Annotated in this window: 15 protein-coding genes; all 15 read left to right on the forward strand. The window is 56.2% G+C overall.

Annotation, left to right across the window (positions count from 1 at the left end; all coding sequences use genetic code 11):
* Nucleotides 1-52: 52 nt before the first annotated feature.
* Complete coding sequence (locus tag ACY1JZ_RS08255; protein ID WP_270165368.1) at nucleotides 53-1387, forward strand: LLM class flavin-dependent oxidoreductase; 1335 nt, start codon at nucleotides 53-55, stop codon at nucleotides 1385-1387.
* Between the two features lie 18 nt (nucleotides 1388-1405).
* Entirely contained in the window at nucleotides 1406-3076 is a 1671-nt protein-coding gene (locus ACY1JZ_RS08260; RefSeq protein WP_462628817.1) for an ABC transporter substrate-binding protein, read from the forward strand.
* Between the two features lie 76 nt (nucleotides 3077-3152).
* Nucleotides 3153-4079 carry an ABC transporter permease gene (locus tag ACY1JZ_RS08265; protein ID WP_462628818.1) on the forward strand — a complete coding sequence of 309 codons (927 nt, stop codon included), beginning with the start codon at nucleotides 3153-3155 and terminating at the stop codon, nucleotides 4077-4079.
* 101 nt (nucleotides 4080-4180) lie between these two features.
* Nucleotides 4181-5077, forward strand: a complete 897-nt coding sequence (locus ACY1JZ_RS08270) for an ABC transporter permease (protein WP_462628819.1) — start codon at nucleotides 4181-4183, stop codon at nucleotides 5075-5077.
* A gap of 73 nt (nucleotides 5078-5150) precedes the next feature.
* The gene (locus tag ACY1JZ_RS08275; RefSeq protein WP_462628820.1) at nucleotides 5151-7352 is read left to right on the forward strand and encodes an ABC transporter ATP-binding protein; all 2202 of its coding nucleotides are present in this window, start codon (nucleotides 5151-5153) and stop codon (nucleotides 7350-7352) included.
* A gap of 110 nt (nucleotides 7353-7462) precedes the next feature.
* Nucleotides 7463-8818 (forward strand): M20/M25/M40 family metallo-hydrolase, encoded by a 1356-nt coding sequence (locus tag ACY1JZ_RS08280; RefSeq protein WP_462628821.1) that lies wholly within the window; start codon nucleotides 7463-7465, stop codon nucleotides 8816-8818.
* Between the two features lie 708 nt (nucleotides 8819-9526).
* Nucleotides 9527-11302 carry a response regulator gene (locus tag ACY1JZ_RS08285; RefSeq protein WP_462628822.1) on the forward strand — a complete coding sequence of 592 codons (1776 nt, stop codon included), beginning with the start codon at nucleotides 9527-9529 and terminating at the stop codon, nucleotides 11300-11302.
* Nucleotides 11303-11306: 4 nt separating this feature from the next.
* On the forward strand, nucleotides 11307-13109 hold the full coding sequence (locus ACY1JZ_RS08290; RefSeq protein ID WP_462628823.1) for a cache domain-containing sensor histidine kinase: 1803 nt from the start codon (nucleotides 11307-11309) through the stop codon (nucleotides 13107-13109).
* A 97-nt stretch (nucleotides 13110-13206) separates the two neighbouring features.
* Entirely contained in the window at nucleotides 13207-14586 is a 1380-nt protein-coding gene (locus tag ACY1JZ_RS08295) for an ABC transporter substrate-binding protein (RefSeq protein WP_462628824.1), read from the forward strand.
* A gap of 20 nt (nucleotides 14587-14606) precedes the next feature.
* Nucleotides 14607-15548: a carbohydrate ABC transporter permease gene (locus ACY1JZ_RS08300; RefSeq protein ID WP_462628825.1), complete on the forward strand. Its 942-nt coding sequence runs from the start codon at nucleotides 14607-14609 to the stop codon at nucleotides 15546-15548.
* On the forward strand, nucleotides 15545-16348 hold the full coding sequence (locus ACY1JZ_RS08305) for a carbohydrate ABC transporter permease (RefSeq protein WP_462628826.1): 804 nt from the start codon (nucleotides 15545-15547) through the stop codon (nucleotides 16346-16348). Before ACY1JZ_RS08300 ends, ACY1JZ_RS08305 begins: the two co-directional genes overlap by 4 nt.
* Nucleotides 16349-16632: 284 nt before the next feature.
* The gene (locus tag ACY1JZ_RS08310) at nucleotides 16633-17016 is read left to right on the forward strand and encodes a VOC family protein (RefSeq protein ID WP_462628827.1); all 384 of its coding nucleotides are present in this window, start codon (nucleotides 16633-16635) and stop codon (nucleotides 17014-17016) included.
* 231 nt (nucleotides 17017-17247) lie between these two features.
* Complete coding sequence (locus ACY1JZ_RS08315; RefSeq protein ID WP_462628828.1) at nucleotides 17248-18414, forward strand: sn-glycerol-1-phosphate dehydrogenase; 1167 nt, start codon at nucleotides 17248-17250, stop codon at nucleotides 18412-18414.
* A gap of 52 nt (nucleotides 18415-18466) precedes the next feature.
* Nucleotides 18467-19387, forward strand: coding sequence for an ArsR/SmtB family transcription factor (locus ACY1JZ_RS08320; protein WP_462628829.1), 921 nt, complete (start codon nucleotides 18467-18469; stop codon nucleotides 19385-19387).
* The gene (locus tag ACY1JZ_RS08325) at nucleotides 19384-20247 is read left to right on the forward strand and encodes an AraC family transcriptional regulator (protein WP_462628830.1); all 864 of its coding nucleotides are present in this window, start codon (nucleotides 19384-19386) and stop codon (nucleotides 20245-20247) included. Before ACY1JZ_RS08320 ends, ACY1JZ_RS08325 begins: the two co-directional genes overlap by 4 nt.
* Nucleotides 20248-20422: the final 175 nt, after the last annotated feature.

A 20422-nucleotide genomic window follows, 5' to 3' on the forward strand; every position in this document is an offset into this window, starting at 1 on the left:
ACCAAGTAAACCAATTTAAATAAGATGAATTAAAAGAGAGGAAGATCGATGAATGACACAACCTAAACAGTTAAAGCTGGGTGCAGCCATTCATGGTGTAGGCTCGAGTGTGTCTACCTGGAAGCATCCCGCGTTGCCGTCCGATGCCAGCATTAACCCTGACTTTTATATGGATCAGGCTCGCAAAGCAGAGGAAGCCAAATTCGATTTTGTATTTATCGCAGACGGGCTGCATATCACCGAGCAATCCATTCCTCACTTCCTGAACCGTTTTGAGCCGCTGACGATATTGTCGGCGCTAGGGGCGGTTACATCGCACATCGGTCTCGTCGGCACCCTATCCACCTCCTACAGCGAGCCGTTCAATGTGGCTCGGCAATTTGCCTCGCTCGACCATATCAGCCGCGGCAGGGCGGGCTGGAATGTTGTCACCTCGCCATCAGAGGGAGCATCGGCGAATTTCAACAAGGGCGTTCATCCTGATCACCAGACACGTTACAGAATTGCCGGCGAATATTTGGAGGTCGTCAAAGGGCTGTGGGATTCATGGGAGGACGATGCATTTATTCGTGATAAGGAGAGTGGTGTATTTTTCGACCCTGCGAAGCTGCATCCGCTGAACCATGAAGGAGAATTTTTCGCTGTAGCCGGGCCGCTCAATATCGGGCGCTCCCGCCAGGGACAGCCTGTAGTCTTTCAGGCGGGCTCATCTGACTCTGGTCGAGAGCTGGCGGCGAAGACGGCGGATGCGGTGTTCACACATCATGGCACGCTGGAGGAATCTCGGCAATTCTATGCGGATGTGAAGCAGAGAGCGGCGGCCTACGGACGTTCTCAGGAGGAGATTCTGATTCTGCCGGGCATTGCTCCGATCGTTGCAGTGACAGAGGAGGATGCTGAGCGCAAATATCAGGAGATTGTTGAACTGGGCTCTGTAGAGGATGCGCTCCAGTATTTAAGCCGTTTTTTTGACTATCATGATTTCACGCAATACCCGCTTGATGAGCCGTTCCCCGACCTGGGCGACTTCGGCGCCAACGGCTTCCGCAGCACGACGGATCACATTAAGAAGACTGCGCAGGAGCAGGGACTGACGCTGCGTGAGACAGCGCTGCGAACGGCGAATCCCAAGCCGGCCTTCTTCGGCACACCCGAGCAGATTGCTGACAAGATAGAGCAATGGTTCAAGCAGCAGGCCGTGGATGGATTTATCATCCTCTCCTCCGTGCCAGGAGGGCTGGAGGATTTTACATCGCTCGTCGTTCCGATCTTGCAAGCACGCGGCATTTTCCGCACGGAATATGAGGCAAGTACACTGCGAGGTCATCTTGGGCTGCCATTTCCAGAGAATCGCTATACGCAGCGGCCAGTGGCTCACCAAATCTAGAAATGGAGTGATTACAGCATGAATAGACGTGCCAGATGGACGCAATGGATGGCATTGATGATGACGATGGCTCTGGTGCTGTCGGCCTGCTCCGCTAGCCGCGGTGCTACAGACGGGGCTGCCCAGGGGAGCCGCTCTGGCGGTGTAGCCGCTAAGGAGGAAGCCGTAGCGTCTGTGGAGGAGAAAGGGGGCGACCTGATCTATGGGCTAGCGACATCACCCGACACTCTGGACCCGGCTCGCAGCGGTCTGGCGGTAGCCATTCGTGTCTACAGGACATTGTACGATAATCTGGTTGTCCGCACAGAGGATGGCACGATCAAGCCTTGGCTCGCTACGGAATGGACAGAGTCGCCTGACCATTTAAGCTACACGTTCAAGCTGCGTCAGGGCGTCACCTTCCACGACGGCACGCCATTCAACGCCGAGGCTGTGAAGTACAGTCTGGACCGAATTCTGGACCCGAATACGAAGGCGAGCAATGCGGCGGCGCAGATCGTCCCGTATGCAAGCTCGGAAATTATCGATGAGCATACGATTAAGCTCCATTTGTCTCGCCCCTCGCGCGCATTTCTTGGCAACCTGAGCCAGGCAGCGCTAAGCATCGTCTCTCCGGCAGCGGCAGAGCAGCACGGAGAACAGTTCGGCAAGCATCCGGTCGGTACCGGACCGTTCAAATTTGTAAAATGGGAAGAGAATGCCGAGCTGCGGGTAGAGCGCAACCCTGATTATAACTGGGCGCCAGAGACAGTGGAGAACCCGTCCGCACCTTATCTGAACAGCATTACCTTCAAGATCGTGCCTGAGGAAGCGACAAGAATCGGCAGTCTGCAGAGCGGGCAGGTCACTGCCGTAGAGACGGTACCGCCGCAAAATGTGCTGTCACTGCAAAGCGATGATAAATTCCAACTGTTAAAGGTGAATTCCCCAGGATTGCCGTATACGCTGTTCATTAACCAGAACAAGGCGCCATGGAATGAGCAGAAGGCGCGTCAGGCGCTTCAGCTTGGCATCGACGTCGGCTCGATTGTCAAGACGTTGTATCTGGGCACCTATGAGCAGGCATGGTCAGCGCTCACTCCGACCATCTTCGGCTACGATGCCTCGCTGGAAAATGTGGTGAAGCCCGATCCCGTGAAGGCTGGACAACTGCTGGATGAGCTGGGCTGGGTAAAGGGAGAGGACGGCATCCGCGAGAAGGCCGGACAGAAGCTGACCTTGCATTATGTTGATGGGTCGCCAAATCGCGAGAAGCGTAATGACATTGCCGTCATGGTCCAGCAGCAGCTCAAGCAGATCGGCATCCAGGTTAATGTTGAGATAACGAAAGACGTTGTGACCGTTGTGCTGACTAATGGCGACTATGATGTATATGGCAACAGTCAGGTGAATGGCGACCCGAATGCACTGGTCAGCTTTTACCGGACCCCTGCTTCAGGCGCGCGGGAGACATTGTCGAAGCTGTCCTCTGCCGAGGTGGATGAGTGGCTCGATCAGGCTGCAGTAGAATTTGATGATGCGAAGCGTGCAGAGCTGTACAAAAAGGTGCAGCAGTACATTCATGACCAAGCGATCATCATCCCCGTCTATATCTTCCCGTACACCGTAGGGGCATCTTCCTCGCTGCAAGGGCTGAAATTCGATTATCTCAGCTATCCAATCTTCAACGATGCCTATATTCAAAGCTGATTCATGTTCTTGGAGCGGCTGAGTAAGAGGGAAGCCGGACGGAATGAGAACGCGACGAAAGGAGGAGCAGGACTGCATGGCAAGAGCGATTATGTATAAAGTGTTGACGTCCCTGCTGGTTATTATTGGCTCATTGTTGCTGGTCTTCCTCATTCTATATCTGTTGCCAGGTGATCCGGTGGATTCCATGATTGATATAGGAATGGCGACACCAGAGGCTGTAGCCAATCTGCGGCATCAGCTTGGCGTGGATCAACCCTTTCACATCCAGTTGATGCGATATTTCGGTGATATGCTACGGGGGGACTTTGGCACATCCTTGCTTAACTCCGAGCCTGTGCTTCCCAAGATCATGACGCATTTTCCAGCGACGCTGGCGCTCACACTGGCGAGCGCCGCCATCGCCACGGTGCTGGGTCTTGTGCTTGGCGTGCTATCGGCGATTCACCGCGACAGGCCGATCGATGTCTTGGCGCGGGTGATAGGGCTGTTCGGCATCTCCATGCCGGCCTTTTGGTCAGGCATCCTGCTGTTGCTTATCTTCTCCGTGCAGCTTGGCTGGTTCCCGGCGATGGGCTCAGATGGCTGGCAAACCCTTGTGCTGCCGGCATTGGCGTTGGGTATGATCGGCGCGGGATTTATCGTGCGGATGGTACGCAATAGCATGCTCGAGGTAATGAATGAGCCGTTCATTGTTACGCTTCGCTCCAAAGGCCTGACGGAACGGTCGATCATGTATAAGCATGCGCTTCGCAATGCGCTCATTCCCGCGGTTACGCTGATCGGGACGTTGCTTGGCGAGTTGCTGACTGGGGCGGTAGTTATCGAAACGGTATTTGCCCGGCAGGGCATCGGCCGTATTATGGCGGATGCGATCATGGCGAAGGATATACCTGTTGTGCAGGGCGTAATCTTTTTCTCTGCGATTATCTATGTGACGGTAAATCTGCTGGTCGATATATCCTACACCGTGATTGATCCGCGCCTGCGGCGTTCGGTGTGATAAGCAGGGACAGTAGGAAACGTAATGCCAAAAGAGGCCGTAAGTGAGATGAGAATGGTGCGCTCAGGCAGTGAGCAATGAGGCAGAAAGGAGACCGCACAATGAAAGAAGCGACGGTTAACAGCGCAATATGGCGGGAGAGGAGGAGACGCAAGCCTCTTGCCATACATCACTTGCCGAAATTCTCGGTATCTGGCTTGTTCGCCGTCTTGGCCGGCATCTATATCGTGGCGGTTGTAGCCTGCGCCATGTTCCCACAGTGGATAGCACCCTATTCGCCGACAGAAATGCTTGCGGATCGGATCTTGCAAGAACCAGGCGCGGCGCATTGGTTTGGCACAGATTACTTCGGTCGTGATGTATTTAGCCTTGTCGTCTACGGCAGTCGCGATTCCCTGCTAATCGGCATCATGTCCGTCCTGCTCGGCGGGATAGCTGGCGGAACGATCGGCGCATTAGCTGGTTACATTGGAGGTGCTGTTGATGCATTCCTCATGCGAGCGATCGATATTGTAATGACGATTCCCGGCATCCTGCTCGCTCTGGCCATTGCAGCCGCACTCGGGCCAAGCTTGCGCAACATTGTGCTAGCTATCGCGGTGTCGGCTATTCCAGGCTATGCGCGGGTCATGCGCGGGCAAGTGCTTAGCATCAAGAACCGTCCGTTTATTACCGCATCACGGTCGATTGGAGTGCCGGCTCTGCGCATATTTGCCGTACATGTGCTGCCCAATACCTATTCACCGCTGCTCGTTATGGCTACGCTGGGCTTGGGCAGCTCCATTCTGGCAGGCGCTAGCCTTAGCTTTCTCGGACTGGGTGTGCTGAAGGAGATACCCGATTGGGGGACGCTGCTGTCTCAGGGGAGGGGGTATCTGACAGTCGCTTGGTGGATATGCACCTGTCCGGGGCTGATTATTACCTTGTTCGTGTTATCCGTCAACCTGTTGGGTGATCGGCTGCGCGACCATCTTGATCCAAAAAAAGGAGTCCAGTAGTGCCGCGTGGCTCCCGGCTAGCAGGACACAAGCAGCAGGCAGCCGTGCCCACGCAACAGGAGGAGGAAGGCAGATGACGCAACTGCTTGAAATTGAAAATTTGTCCATCGCGTTCCACCATAGCAGGGGAAGCGTGCAGGCACTGAACCGCGTCTCCTTGTCGATCGGACGAAAGGAAACGGTCTGTCTCGTCGGCGAGTCAGGCAGCGGAAAGACGGTGACCTCCAAGGCAGTGATGCGACTTATCGACTACGAGCATGGCCAGGTCACGGCAGGCAGCATCCGACTGGACGGTGTGGAGTTGACCGCCCTCTCTCAACAGGAGCTGCGCTCGCTTCGGGGGAAGCGAATCGCTATGGTGTTCCAAGAGCCGATGTCGGCATTCGATCCGATCTATACCATTGGACATCAGATTGTCGAGACGATCTTACAGCATGAGCGGTTGACGAGGAAGTCTGCCTGGGAGAGAGGGACGAGGCTGCTTGAGCGTGTCGGTATTCCTGAGCCCGCACTGCGTATGAAGCAGTACCCGGGCGAGCTGTCCGGCGGCATGCTGCAGCGCGCCATGATCGCTATGGCACTCTCTTGCTCGCCCGAATTACTTATAGCCGATGAACCGACAACGGCGCTGGATGTAACGATTCAGTCACAGATACTGAATCTGCTCCAGGAGCTCAAGGAAGAATTCAATATGTCGATTTTGCTGATTACACATGATCTGGGTGTGGCAGCAGAGCTGGCGGATCGGGTTGTCGTCATGTATGCCGGGCAGGTCGTTGAGCAGGCGGGGGCCGCTGAACTATTCGCTCGTCCCTATCATCCGTATACGCAGGGTCTGCTTCGTTCTGTGGCTTCACTGGATGCGGCGCATGGCGAGGGCCTGTATTCGATCGAAGGAGCTATCCCGAGTCTTGGAGCCTTGCCGGGCGGCTGCCTGTTCCATCCTCGCTGTCCGTATGCCACGGAGCAGTGCCGGATGGAGGAGCCTCCTCTGACGAATATAGAGGGTCGTGAGGTAGCGTGCTGGCATATGGATTCAGTAATCGGCTTAGCGGATCGGGGGCTTCCGCCTAACATGACGACTCCGGCGGAGCTTCCGGGTAACATGCCTGCCTCGGCTGTGCCTGCCTCTCTCGAAGCTGCCACGATAGAGAAGAGTCCACCTGTCGGTTCCCCCGTTATGTCAGAGCTGGAAGCCGTGGCTGTGGAGGCAGCTACGACAGATACGGAGAGCAGGCTTGCTAAGCTTGCCGGGAGGTCTGACGCTATCGCGGCGGGTACAACGATTCCTCCATCTGGACAGACGCCGCAGCAAGTGCTGTTCGAAGTGAGGGGGCTGCGCAAATATTATCCTGTCAACCGCGGCTGGACAGGTCGCCCCAGGACGCTGATTCGCGCAGTAGATGATGTAAGCTTCACGCTGCGGGCAGGGGAGACGCTTGGCCTGGTTGGCGAGTCAGGGAGCGGCAAATCCACGCTGGGCCGCATGCTGCTCCAGTTGGAGCGGGCGACATCTGGTGAGGTATGGTTTGGCGGACGGGAATTGACTCGACTGGGCGTCGGCGAGCTGCGCCCCATCCGGCGCGAGCTGCAGATGATATTCCAAGACCCCTATGGATCGCTTGATCCTCGCTGGAGGGTCGGAGACATCATCGGCGAGCCGCTTGCACTGCATGAAGGGCTGGCAGGCAAGGACAAGCTGCAGCGAGTCGCAGAGCTGCTGAGCGCAGTAGGTCTCGACTCCTCCTATGCGTCCCGCTACCCGCATGAGTTCTCGGGTGGGCAGCGGCAGCGGATTGCCATTGCCCGGGCGATTGCGCTGAATCCGCGATTTATATTGGCGGATGAGGCCGTATCGGCACTAGATGTCTCGGTACAGGCACAAATTGTGAAGCTGCTGCAGAGCTTGCAGCAGCAGCTTGGTCTCACCTATCTGTTCATTGCTCACGGATTGCAGGTGGTACGGTACATCTCCGACCGAATTGGCGTGATGTATCTTGGGCAATTGGTGGAGATGGCTCCCAGCGAGGAACTGTTTCTCCATCCGGCACACCCATATACCCGGGCATTGATCGCGTCGATTCCTCAGCCTGATCCAAGCCGTAGACGTCAGCCGCTTGCGATGCACGGTGAGCTGCCATCACCCGCCCGTCCTCCGTCAGGCTGCCGCTTCCATCCTCGCTGTCCGCTTGCGACAGCCAAGTGCCGCGAGGAGCAGCCGCAGCTTCAGCCGATCAGCACAGAGCGCTTCGTCGCTTGCCATTACCCGCTGTAATACTAGGTGGAGAGACGGGTATGCTGCCGGTTAGGGGAAATAGGGCACTGTACTATCCATGGATGATCCAACGGACTCATGGCAGATAGGTCTGCAAGGAGGAGAGCGGTATGCTTCATAAGCTAGAGGAATTGATTAGAGCGCGCAGGCAACTGTATCTTGACAGGCTGTTCCGGCTGCTGCGCCAACCGAGCATCAGCACACAAAATATCGGCATGAGGGAATGCGCCCAGCTCGTAAAGGAGCTTTTGTCCGACTGCGGCATCCACAATCGGCTATATGAGACGGCTGGTCATCCGATCATCTATGGCGAATGGGTGCACCCGGACAATCAGACAACGATTTTAATCTATGGTCATTACGATGTGCAACCGCCCGAGCCGCTAGAGCAGTGGCATAGTGATCCGTTCGAGCCGGTCATTCGTGATGGCAGAATCTATGCGAGGGGAGCCGGTGATAATAAGGGCCAATTCGTAGCGAGCGTACTGGCGATTCGGACCTATCTGGACGCTTGCGGGAAGCTCCCGGTCAATGTCAAGCTGCTGATTGAAGGAGAGGAGGAGATGGGCAGCCCGCATCTGGCGGAATTCGTACATCGGCACCGGGAGCTGCTTCATGCCGACCTGGTCTACACAGGCGATGGCTCCTCGCATGAATCCGGTGCGCAGTCCATTGTGCTAGGGGTACGTGGCGCATTGTTTGTGGAGCTTGTTGCCGAGGGGGCGCAATGGGACAATCATTCAGGTAATGCAGGCAATATTGTCCCCAACCCTGTCTGGCGGCTGATCGAGTTGTTACATACACTGCGTAGCAGCGACAGAGTAACGATCGAGGGGTTTTACGATGGCATCCAGCCGCCTACCGCCGCAGAGATAGCGGCGATCCGCGATATTCCGTATGATCTGGAGGCGATCCGCCGCAAGAGCGGATATGCGGAGCTGGACATGGATAGCGACACCTATCATCATAAGCTGATGTTTGAACCGACATTAAATGTATGCGGCCTGTTCAGTGGATATGGCGGAGAAGGGGGGAAGTCAATTATTCCGGCCCGCGCCACGGCCCGAATCGATATTCGGCTTGTCGCCGGACAGGAGCCGGATCATGTATATGAGACGTTGGCCCGCCATGTGCAGCGGTACGCTCCAGATGTCCGTCTACAGCGGCGCGGCTCTGTGCCGCCCTCACGAACCTCGGCGGATCATCCGGCGGTGCAGGCTGTAGCTGAGGCGCTGGAACGCTCTACAGGGCGTAAGCCGGTCATTTTGCCGAGCCTGGGCGGAACGCTGCCCGACTACATCTGGACACAGTTGCTCCAGGTGCCGTCCATCATCGTTCCATATGCGAATTATGATCAGAACAATCATGCCCCTGATGAAAATATCCGGCTCGACAGCTTCTTCGGAGGCATTCGCAGCACATGCGCTGTGCTGGAACAGCTCTCAGAGCGCAGTGGAGCAATCTGAGCTCACCTTCGCAAGCGTGATTAGCCCACATCAACTATGAACGGCGTCCTCAAGGCCTTGCCCTGTTCTTCCGAGGGTAAGGCCTTGAGTGCTTGGCGGGTGGGGCGTGTCTTCAAACCCGCTCAAGGGCATCGTTCACCGCCTTCTCGCCCCGTGCTGCGTTACGTTCTGTTGACGTGCCCCCGATACGCCTGTGAGAACGTGCCCTGCCCGGAACGGAAATTCGGCGATATCTGCTACCGTCGGAGTTTGAAGACACACCTGGAACGAAAATTCAGCGAATCCTGTCGGGGTTCGAGGAGACACCTGGTTTGGCGCACCACTGGAGGACAGTCAACGGAAGGCGCCTGCGAACTCTAGCCCAGCTCATTTTCTATGTGTACCGCCCTGGTAAAGAGTGAGTGGAACACAACTCAGCTTCCCATTTCATCCAACTAACCCTGCAAATTACCATTCTTTTCCTCGTTGCTCCCAAGCGTATCCTACTTGTGCAAACGATTAATCCTGTATACAATGCTGTGTATCAAAAGTATGCTGCTTCGGCGGAGGCTCAGGTGGTCTAATCAGAACTGGCCGGAGTAGCCGCTTGAGGTTCAGACCGGATGATGGGCGCCTTGGCTCAGGCTCCAATCCGTCATCTCGCTAAGTCCTATAGTAAGCGGTTACTGTAGGCAAGGAGTCTAATGAAGTTCGAAGGGGCGGGGGAAAATGGAGACGATTCGAGTCATCATCGTGGATGATGAAATATTGGCCATTCAGCATATACGCAGGCTGCTTAGCGCCGAGCAGCTCGGGTGCGAGGTGGTGGCGGAGTACACCCATGCGCGCCGTGCGCTAGAGGAGTTGACGGAGTACAAGCCTGATCTCATCTTTGCAGATATTAAAATGCCTGGCATGGACGGTATCGAGTTCAGCACGAATGCGTTGGCACTGCTCCCGCAGACGCGCATAGTGCTGCTGACCTCCTACCGGGAGTTCGAGTATGCCAAGGCCGCGCTCAAGCTGGGCATCCGCAGCTATCTGCTCAAGCATGAGGTGAATGAGCAGTTGCTTGCCAGCGAGCTGGGACAGATTCGCGAGGAGCTGCGGGTAGCCGACCGCAAGGAGCGGCTGCTGCGCATGCAACTGCTGTCGGAGCTGCTGCATCAGCCATACCTGGACAGCGAGCGCAGAGCGCTGGCTCTGGAATATTTCACCTTCCCCGGTCAGACTGTATCTCTGCTGCTGGTGGAGGCGGATCAGCCGCTTGCGCTCCTTGAGACAGAGGCGGTGCCTGACTCTGAGCCGCGGCTGGAGGAGGGGATTCGCCGCGGGGTAGAGCTAGCGGATGCGCCGTATACGTTCATGGAGACGGCAGCGATCCGGCCGGGGCAGTATGCGGTGCTGCTGGCTGGCCCGCGCTGCAATGGGCGCCGCGAGCTGCGCGAGCGCTGTCTGGCGATTGCGGCGAGCATCCAGCGCGAGGGCAAGGCAGCGTGCGGCGGCACGGTCTCGCTGGCAATCGCGGCGGAGGTCGAGGACGTCGCCAGCCTGCCGCGCAGCTTCAAGAGCGCGCAGCGGCTGCTCGCACAGCGGCTGTTCGCCGGCACGCACAAGCGGCTGCTCGTCGAGGACGGGCCGCTTGGCGCGGCGGGCGCGTCGGCTGCCGTGCCTGTGCCGTCGGCCGACGAGGTCGCGGCGTTGCTGCAAGCCGCGACCGCCGCCGCCGCTGCCGCGCAGCGCGCAGATGCCAGCGGAGCTGCTGGCGCAGGCGCTGCTGCGCGCGCCGCCGCCGATGGCGCCGCCAGCGGAGCTGCTGGCGCTGCGCCAGCAGCAGCGCCTGGCACCGGCGCTGGCGCGGCGGCGCAGGCCCGCGCCCGCTCGCGCAGCGCGGCAGGCGCCGCAGGCGAGCGGCCCAGCGCGCTGGATGCCGCGCTGGAGCAGCTATTCGCGCCGCAACTGGCCGCGGCCGAGCCGGAGCGCTTCCGCCAACTGGCGGCGACGCTGCTGCGGGTGCTCGAGGCGCAGCGTGCGCGGCAGCAGTTGGAGCCGCTGCCGGAGCTGCTCGCTAGCGGCGCGCTAGTGCCGCAGCGCGACTGGATGACCGCCGCACAGATTGTCGGCTGGTTCAAGGAGCTGTGCCGCGAGATGGCAGAGCAGGCGGCCGGGCAGGGCGGCTACTCGAAGAAGGTGCGGCAGGCGATGGACTGGATGCGGGAGCATTACCGCGAGGACTGGACGGCGGACAGCCTGGCGCTACAGCTTGGTCTTAGTGGCGATCGGCTGCGCCATCTGTTCAAGGAAGAGACAGGGCGTACACTGCTGGATTACATGACAGAGCTGCGGATCAGCCGAGCCAAGCGGCTGCTGGAGGAAGGCACGTACAAGATGTATGAGATTGCCGAGCTGACCGGCTATAAGAGCAGCCAATATTTCAGCCAAGTATTTCGCAAGGCGACAGGGATGAGCCCCTACGACTATGCGGAGCGCGGCGGCAGGCGGTGAGCGGATGCGGTGGAAGATTCGGACGAAAATTATAGCGAGCACGGTGCTCGTTGTGAGCATATCGCTAGTGCTGAGCGGATTTTTTACCTATGAATACGCAAGTGACGTCATCCGCAAGCAATCGGTGCGCGACAGCATGACGAAGCTGGCCCAGATCTCGGCTCAGGTTAATATGGTGCAAAAGCAGATCGTGAAGACCGCGGAATACATCGTGTCCGATGAGGAGATTAACCGGATGATCGTGCCGATGAGTCCGCCTGACCTGCAGCGGGACTACTACCGCAAGCTGGAGGTGCAGGAGCGGCTGAAGCGGTTCGCCGCGCTGAACGCCTATGTGCTCAATGCCATGATTATCCGCGCGGATGGAGAGGTATACTCGAACAATCCGGGGTATGAGGACTACTTCCAGGACTATCTGCAGCAGGACTGGTTTACTAACTTTCGCGCGCGCGGGGCGCGGACAGGCTTCACTGCTCCGCATAACTTCTTCTCGCTCAGCCGTCACCAGGCGGTGCTCAGCTATGTGGTCGAATACCGCAACCTGGAGCAGCCGCGGGAGCCTAATTATTTTCTGGTGCTGGACATTGCCCATTCCGAGATTACGGGTGCGTATGAGCAGAGCCGTGGCGACTTTGAGCAGTTGGTGCTATTTAACGGCTATGACGAGCCGCTGTTCGACAGCGGGTTTCAGGGCGCGGAGGCGGACGGCATCGAGATTGCGGAGGCGATCGCACAGCAGCAGGACTACAGCGAGAATGACAGCTATATAGTGATGAGCAGCAGCACAATGGGCGATCGCTGGCATCAGGCAGCCGTGCTGTCCAAGGCGCGTCTGTTCGCGGAGATTAATAAAATCTTCCAATACGATATGCTCATTATTTTGGCGAGCATAGCATTTATTTTGATCGTGTTTGTACCTCTGATCTTGACCTTCACCAGACCGATCTCACGGCTCGTGCAGGCGATGAAGCGGGTGTCGGTCGGCAATCTGAATACGAGCGTCGTCATTCGCAGCGGCGATGAGATGGAGCTGCTCGGGCAGGGCTTCAATAAGATGGTGACGGAGCTTAGAGAGCATGTGCAGGCATCGATTGATCATGAGAAGATGAAACGAACGATGCAGATGAGTCTGCTGATGTCGCAGATTAACCCCCATTTCGTCTACAATACGCTCAATACGGTCATCTACCTGTCCCATTCCGAGCAGAGCCGTCAGGCAGCGCAGATTACCGAGTCGCTGATTGCCATCCTGCAGGATACGGTCAAGACCGGGGACGGTGCTTTTTTTGCTACGCTGCAGGAGGAGCAGGGAATTGTTGGACGCTATATCGATATTCAGCATTGCCGCTACCCGGGGCAGTTCACCGTTCACTGGGAGATTCCAGATGAGCTGTGTCAGGCGGTCATTCCGCGTATGATGATTCAGCCGCTGGTTGAAAATGCATTGTTCCATGGTATCTGCCCCTATGATCGGCCTGGTAGCATCGCCATCCGCGCGCGTGCGGACGGACAGCAGCGGCTGGTGGTCACGGTGGCGGATGACGGAGGCGGAATGGATGAGGAGACGGCCGCAGGGCTGTTCACCCGGCGCGATAGCGGCATTCACGCTGACCAGATTCGCGGCATCGGACTGCTTAACATTCGCGACCGGATTCAATACCATTACGGCCATGGATATGGCGTAGAGATCAAGAGTAGCCGGGGGGAGGGCACCGCGGTGTCTCTGGTGCTCCCGCTGGACGATGGAGATGAAGTTCAGGAAGCGCATAATTGGGTGTCGAAACCGGATGTCGAGACCGGATTTTGAACAAAATAACCGTATTGTCTTCTTTTTGGCTGCTGAAAGCGCTGTTAATATTAGTAGTGCAAACGCTTAACAGCATCCATTCCAGAGGGGGATTCACATGAATAGGCAGAACAAACAATGGCTCATCACACTACTGGCAGCAATGATGATGCTATCGCTGCTCTCAGCCTGCGGCGGCAATAGCGGCAACAGCGGCACAGGCAGTACAAGCAGCACAAGTGGCGCTTCAGGCGGCAACACGGCTACAGAGGGCACTGGCGGCAGTGGCGGCGAGACACCGACGACCATCCGCGTATGGGATTGGGACGAGACCTATCTGAAAGAGATGATCCCGGAGTTCAATAAGAAATATCCGAACATTAAGGTTGAATATACCATTGTCAATCCGAATGATTATCTGCAGAAGCTGCAGAGCGGCATTGCCTCCGGCTCCGATGTGCCGGATGTCATCCTCGGCGAGACCGCCTACCGCGGCAAGCTGTTCGATCTGGGCGTGCTGGAGAATCTGGAGCAGGCGCCTTACAATCTCAAGCGCTCCGAGCTGCTGGATTACTTGGTGCCGCTCATGACCAATGAAGCGGATGAGCTCGTAGGTGTCGATCAGCAGATCGCTCCGGCTGGCCTGGCCTTCCGGCGCGACATTGCCAAGCAATATCTTGGCACAGATGATCCGAAGGAGCTGGAGGCGCTGCTGTCCGATTGGAATGCCTTCATCGGGCAGGGCAAGCAGGTGGCGGAGAAGAGCGGCGGCAAGGTGACGATGTTCCCTGGTCTTGGCGATGCATTCCTGGTGCTGCGCGGGCAGAGCGGGATGAATTACATTCAGAATGGCGAGATCGATCTGACGTCGCGTATGTCCGGTCCGCTGCAGATGCTGTTCAAGATGAGAGATGCCGGTATCCTCGGCAAGCATGAGCTGTGGACGCCAGCTTGGTCGACCTCGATGTCTACCGGTGAGAATCTGTTCTACCCGATGGCTCCTTGGGGGCCGAAATGGCATATCTCCGCCAATGACAAGGATGGCAGCGGACGTTGGGGGCTGGTGAAGGCGCCGGGCGGCAGCTTTACACGCGGCGGAACCTCGGTCAGCATCTACAAGGACAGCAAGGTGAAGGAGGCGGCATGGGCGTACATCCAGTTCTGCTATTTGTCTGATGAGGGCACGAAGCTGGCCTATGAGAAATTCGGGTTCACACCGGGCACTAAGGCTTTCTATGAGAACAACAAGGATCTGATTGAAGCCGGCTCGGAGTATGATGCCTTCTTCGGCGGGCAAAATCTGATGAAATACTTCATTGATGAGATCGTTCCGGGTGTCAAGGGCGAGAAGCAGACGAAATATGATTCGATCGTAGAAGGCGCATTCATGTCGCTCTATCCGCTGTGGACGAAGGATACGAGCATCGACGAGAAGGCAGCGATGGCGAAGTTCATTAGCGAGGTACAGGCGAAGGCGACTGACGCAACCGTGAAATAAACAGAAACGAGGGAACACCAATGACGGGCTCATCCTTACCGCAGGCTGCACCGCGCGTGAAGCGAACCATCCGCATCTGGCCGTACTTGTTTGCGTTGCCTTTCGTGCTTGCCTATGCTTTATTCCAGCTCTATCCGGTGCTGTATTCCTTCTATCTCAGTCTTAACGACTGGAACGGTGTCGGCGCCAAAACCTTTATCGGTCTGAAAAACTATATCGATCTGTTTACCAAGGACCCGCTGTTTATCAAATCAATCTACAACACGCTGATCATTATGGTGATGACTGTGCCGCTGCTTATTCTGATCGGCATGTTCCTGGCCTATACGATCTTTAATCTGACGAGGGGGAGACGGTTGTTCCAGACCGTCAACTTCCTCCCCTATATTACAACGCCTGTGGCGATCGGCTTCATCTTCTCGTTCATGTTCGACTGGCAGACGGGCACAGTGAATCAGTTGCTGCTCAAGCTGGGTGTGCTGGACGAGGGCATCTATTGGCTGCAGGGCGAATGGACGAGCCGCATCATTATTGCATTGATGGTGCTATGGCGCAATCTGGGCTACTTTCTGGCGATCTACCTGGCCGGGATGACGGCTATCCCGCAGGATGTGTACGAGGCGGCCAAGATGGACGGCTCCACCGGGCTGCATACCTTTACACGGATTACATTGCCGCTGTTGCGCAACATTAGCGTCTTCCTGGTCGTCACCTCAATCATCTCCGGCTTGCAGCTATTTGACGAGCCGAAGCTGCTGTATGGCGGCTGGTCAGGCTCGGTGCAGGTGGGCGGCCCGGATAATTCGGCGCTGACGGTCATCTGGAAGTTTGTCGACGATTCCTTCATCTCGGGAACCCGCTTTGGCTACGGCTCGGCTATTGCCTACTCGCTGTTCCTGCTCATCATCCTGTTCTCGATTGCCAGCTATCGCCTGACAGCAGGAAAGGGGGATGAACGATGAGATACGTTGTATGGACATTGCTGCTAATCGTTACCGTCATCTCGCTCGTGCCGTTCTATATTATGATTATGATGTCTACGTACTTCACGGAGGACATCTTCAAGGGACTGCCGCTGCTGCCTGGCAGCTATCTGCTGGACAACCTGCGGACGGTGTTCGAGTCGAACTTCATACAGGTGTACATGAACAGTCTGGTCGTCTCGGTCAGCGCAGTGCTGCTGGCAGGATTGACGAGCACCTTGATCGGCTATTCACTGGCCAAGTTTCATTTCCGCTTCAAGCGGCTGCTGAATTATTTCATTATTATCTCGATGATGGTTCCTACCCAGGTGGGAATTATCGGCTATATTATCGAGATGAAGCATCTGGGCTTTGGCAATACGCTGCTGCCAATCATCCTGGTCTGGGCGGCCTTCCCGTTCGGCGCGTTCTTTATGGTGCAGTTCATTAAGGATACGGTGCCCAATGAGGTGCTGGAATGCGCCCGCATCGATGGATGCTCAGAGCCGGGAATTTTCTTCCGCATCGTGCTGCCATTGATCAAGCCAGGTCTGGCGACGCTCGCGACGCTCGTATTTCTATGGTCATGGAATAATTACCTGCTGCCGCTGGTGACGATCAATGATTCGAGATGGTACACCGTGCCTGTATTTGTATCCAATCTGGGCATCGTGCATCGCACAGACTATGCGGCGCGCATGACGGCGCTGGCGATTGCCACGCTGCCTGTGCTGCTCGTCTTCCTGGCTGGCTCCAAAACCTTCATCAAGGGCATCACAGCCGGAGCGGTCAAGGGATGATTGGACATAAAGGATTCACTTAGCTGTGGAGGAGTGCAGATGGCGCTCTTTCACAGCTTTTTCTTGTAGGCGCGAACAGCAATTCGCACCGCGTGCAGTTCCAGTGTGCGGTGCATGGCTGCATGACGACGGTCGGTCAAACCACACGCAGAGGGCTGTCGCCCGCTCTATCAGCTAAGCTCAGACAGATGCTGCGGTCAGCAGCCGCAGCCATAGGTTATCGGAGCGTCGATTGCCTGAATGTGCTATACTTATCCAATCGAGAAGCAAAGGGGGAATGGGGAATGCAGATTGATGGCATTCATCATACATCAGTCGTAGTGCGGGACTTGGCGCGGGCCCAAGCCTTTTACGGCGGCATACTGGGGCTGAATGAGAGCGCGGAGCGGCCGGACTTTGATTTTCCTGGCGCCTGGTATGATATAGGAAATATGCAGATTCATCTGATCGTTCATGAGCCGGCACTGACTGTGCGCGGAACAACGACGATCGACACACGGGATGGTCACTTTGCGCTTCGCGTGAGGAGCATGGCAGAGGTACTGCAGCGGCTGGAGCAGCATGGCGTTCCATATAAGAACAAGCCGGACAGTATTACAGGCTGGCATCAGGTATTTGTTACTGATCCAGATGGCAATCTAATTGAATTTAATGCGAACAAGGAATAGCGGAAGGCGGAGCGACGAAGGATGGAGCAGGATAGTCGTGGACGTTTGCCTTAATATATTTTAATATTAGTTTAGGTATAACTAAATTCAACAGTCGATGTGATAGAGAGCCACGAAAGGGTGTGCCTCAGGCGCAGCATCCGAAAGTGCAGGGAAGGAAGTGGACTGCACGTCATCGTACCATAACGTTCAATTAACAGGAAGGAACATACCAAGAAGGGAGCCGACCAGATGCAGGATAACATTAACGCTTGGAATGAGCGCGCTGCTGCGGAGCAGGGAGCCCGTCACCCTATCGAGATCGACCGTATCATCATCGAGGCTGGAGCGTTGGCACAGGCTGCAGCGTATATAGCTGACCAAGGATTCAAGAACGTGCTGTTTGTTGCTGACAGCCGTACTTATGAGGCGGCAGGGAGCACAGTGGAGGCCGAACTGCGCGGGTGCGGGCTTGCGCCGGGCATCTGTCTAATCCCGCCTGATCATCAAGGGGATGTCGTCGCAGATGAACGCAGCATCGTCCATCTGATGCTGAACGTCTCCCCTAAGGAGACCGAGCTGCTGGTGGCGGTAGGGGCGGGCACGCTGCATGATATTACTCGTTTTGCCGCTTATAAGATGAACAAGCCGTTTCTCTCGATTCCTACTGCCCCCTCGGTGGACGGTTTTAATTCCAAGGGCGCGCCGATACTGATACAAGGACAGAAGATTACAGTTGCCGCCTCGGCCCCAATTGCGATCTTCGCCGACCTGGCTGTACTCGTCAAGGCTCCCCGAGCGATGGTGGCAGCGGGATTTGGCGATATGCTCGGCAAATATACGTCGCTGTTCGACTGGAGGTTTTCCAGTACGGTTGCAGGTGAGCCGTATAGTCCGCTTGTTGCCGAGATCACCGAGCAGGCGCTGAGCTCCTGTATACAGCATGTGGAGCAGATTGCTGCCGGAGATGAAGAGGGGATCCGAATTCTGATGACGGCTCTCATCGAGTCCGGGCTGGCGATGCTGATCTTCGGCCAGTCTCATCCCGCCTCCGGTGCAGAGCATCATCTGTCCCATTACTGGGAGATGGAATTTCTGAAGGAGGGGCGCAAGCAACTGCTGCACGGGGCCAAGGTTGGTGTCGCCTGTGCACAGATCGCGGCACTCTATCACCGTATCGCGGCAGAAGGGCCAACAGGCTTCAGTGAGGCCGTGCGCGACCGCTGGGAAGAGATCGCTAGCTGGCTAGCGCAGATTCCGCAGCCAGAGCAGCTACAGCAGTGGCTGCGCACGGCAGGCGGGCCGGATAATCTGCAGCAGCTTGGCATTGAGCCGGAGCTTGCGCAGCGCAGCCTGCAGCAGGCGCATCATGTCAGGGCTCGTTATACAATGCTGCGGGCATATAATGAGCGCGACTAGTCGAATCCGTGCTTAGATGATTTCAAATGATATTGAGGAGCGAGGTTTCCGCATGAAAGCTGACATCAGCAAAGCTTCCTTGCCCGTGTATGAAGCGCTTGCAAGTGAAGTTCGATTGAATATTTTGCGTCTAATCGCTGAGAAGCCCATGCATAACAAGGAGCTGGCGGAGACGCTTGGTCTTAGTGCCGCGATTATGACGATGCATGTGGGCAAGCTGGAGAAGGCGGGACTCATTCATTGCAAGATGGAACGGCATAACGGAGCTACCTATAAATTATGCTATCCAACGACCAATCATATCCATATCGAATTTCCCCAGGTCGAGGCCGTGCCACGGGAGAAGTATGAAATTACGATTCCCGTGGGCCATTTCACCGATTATAACGTCTATCCGACCTGTGGCCTGGCGACTCACTCCAGCATTATCGGTCAGTATGACGATCCGCGATATTTCATGTCGCCGGAGCGAATGAATGCCGAGATCGTATGGTTTGGCAAAGGGTTTTTGGAATATAAATTTCCGAACTATTTGCTGGCGGGTCAACAGCTAGAGGAGATTGAAATCTCGATGGAGATCGGCTCGGAGGCACCGGGAATTAATGAAAGATGGCCATCGGACATCTCCTTCACACTGAACGGGATGCCGCTGGGTCAATGGACGAGCCCAGGCGACTTCGGTCACGCTCGCGGGCGCTTAACCCCTGCCTGGTGGCATGATAATACGAACCAATACGGCATGCTCAAGATTATCCGCATTGGAGCAGACGGCACATTTCTGGATGGAGGCCGCATGTCGGATACGACGGTGGAGCAGGTCAATGCGGCAGGGAGCTTCTGGACGATCCGCTTCGAGGTGGCAGATGATGCGGCACATGTTGGCGGCTTGACGCTGTTTGGCAAGTCATTCGGGAATTACGAGCAAGACATTGTTATTCGCGTATATTACAAGAAGGAGCAAGGAACATCATGAGCACGACAACAGCTATGCCTCTACTACATTTTTTGGCTCCACCGCTGCCCTACTTCATAGAGGCTGATCATCGCCGCTACGAAGCAGGGCAGCTTCATCCCAGCCGAGCCAATCGGGGCACCTTCGACCTGCTGTATATCAGGCAAGGGGAGCTAACGATTGAGGAGGATGGCACTGTCTGGACGCTTGGCCCAGGGCAGATCGTACTGCTGCGACCCGACAGGGCACATCGCGGATATACGGGTTGCCCGGAGGAGACGGTGTTCGACTGGATTCATTTTCAGACGCCGGGCGTGTGGGAGGAGTGCCGCAGCGGCGCTGCTGCGACGCTGCATGGCGATCACTATCTATATACCATTCGACTGCCCAAGCACATGAAGCTGACCCGCCCGGAGGAGGCGGACAGGCTGCTTGATGCGTTGCGGCAGGCTGGAGGAAGTCCGATCGCCGAATCCTTCTGGCAATGTCAGAAGCTGTTCCTGCAACTGCTCCAGTTGATCGAGCAGGAGTGGCGTGCAGCGGCAGCGCCCACTGCCGTGAACGTCGCTGAGCGGGCGGCAGCCTATCTGAAGCGCAATTACCAGCAGCAGGTGACGAACAAGTCGCTGGGGGAGGAGCTGGGCTTGCACCCCAACTATATTGCCCGTTGCATGCTTGAGGTGTATGGAAGCACGCCGCAGCAATATTTGCTCCATTATCGTGTTGACCAGGCCAAGCTGATGCTGATCAAGACCGACTGGACGATAGCGCGGATTGCCGCCGAGACCGGCTTCAAGCAGACACCGCATTTCTCGCGCACCTTCTCCGAGCAATCGGGCTACCCGCCTCTGCAATACCGGAAGAAGTATGCATCTATGTAATTCAATATAAATACAAGTTATCCTTCGGCTTCAAGGGTTGAGGGATTTTTTTTTGTTGTTAAGAAGTATTTATTATTTTAATAATAATATTTTACATATATGTAAATTATAAAAAAGACGCTTGTATACACTTAAATTCGAGCGAAACTGGTTTCACAAGCCACTAAAAAGGAGT

It is taken from the genome of Paenibacillus sp. J5 (genome assembly GCF_054955055.1).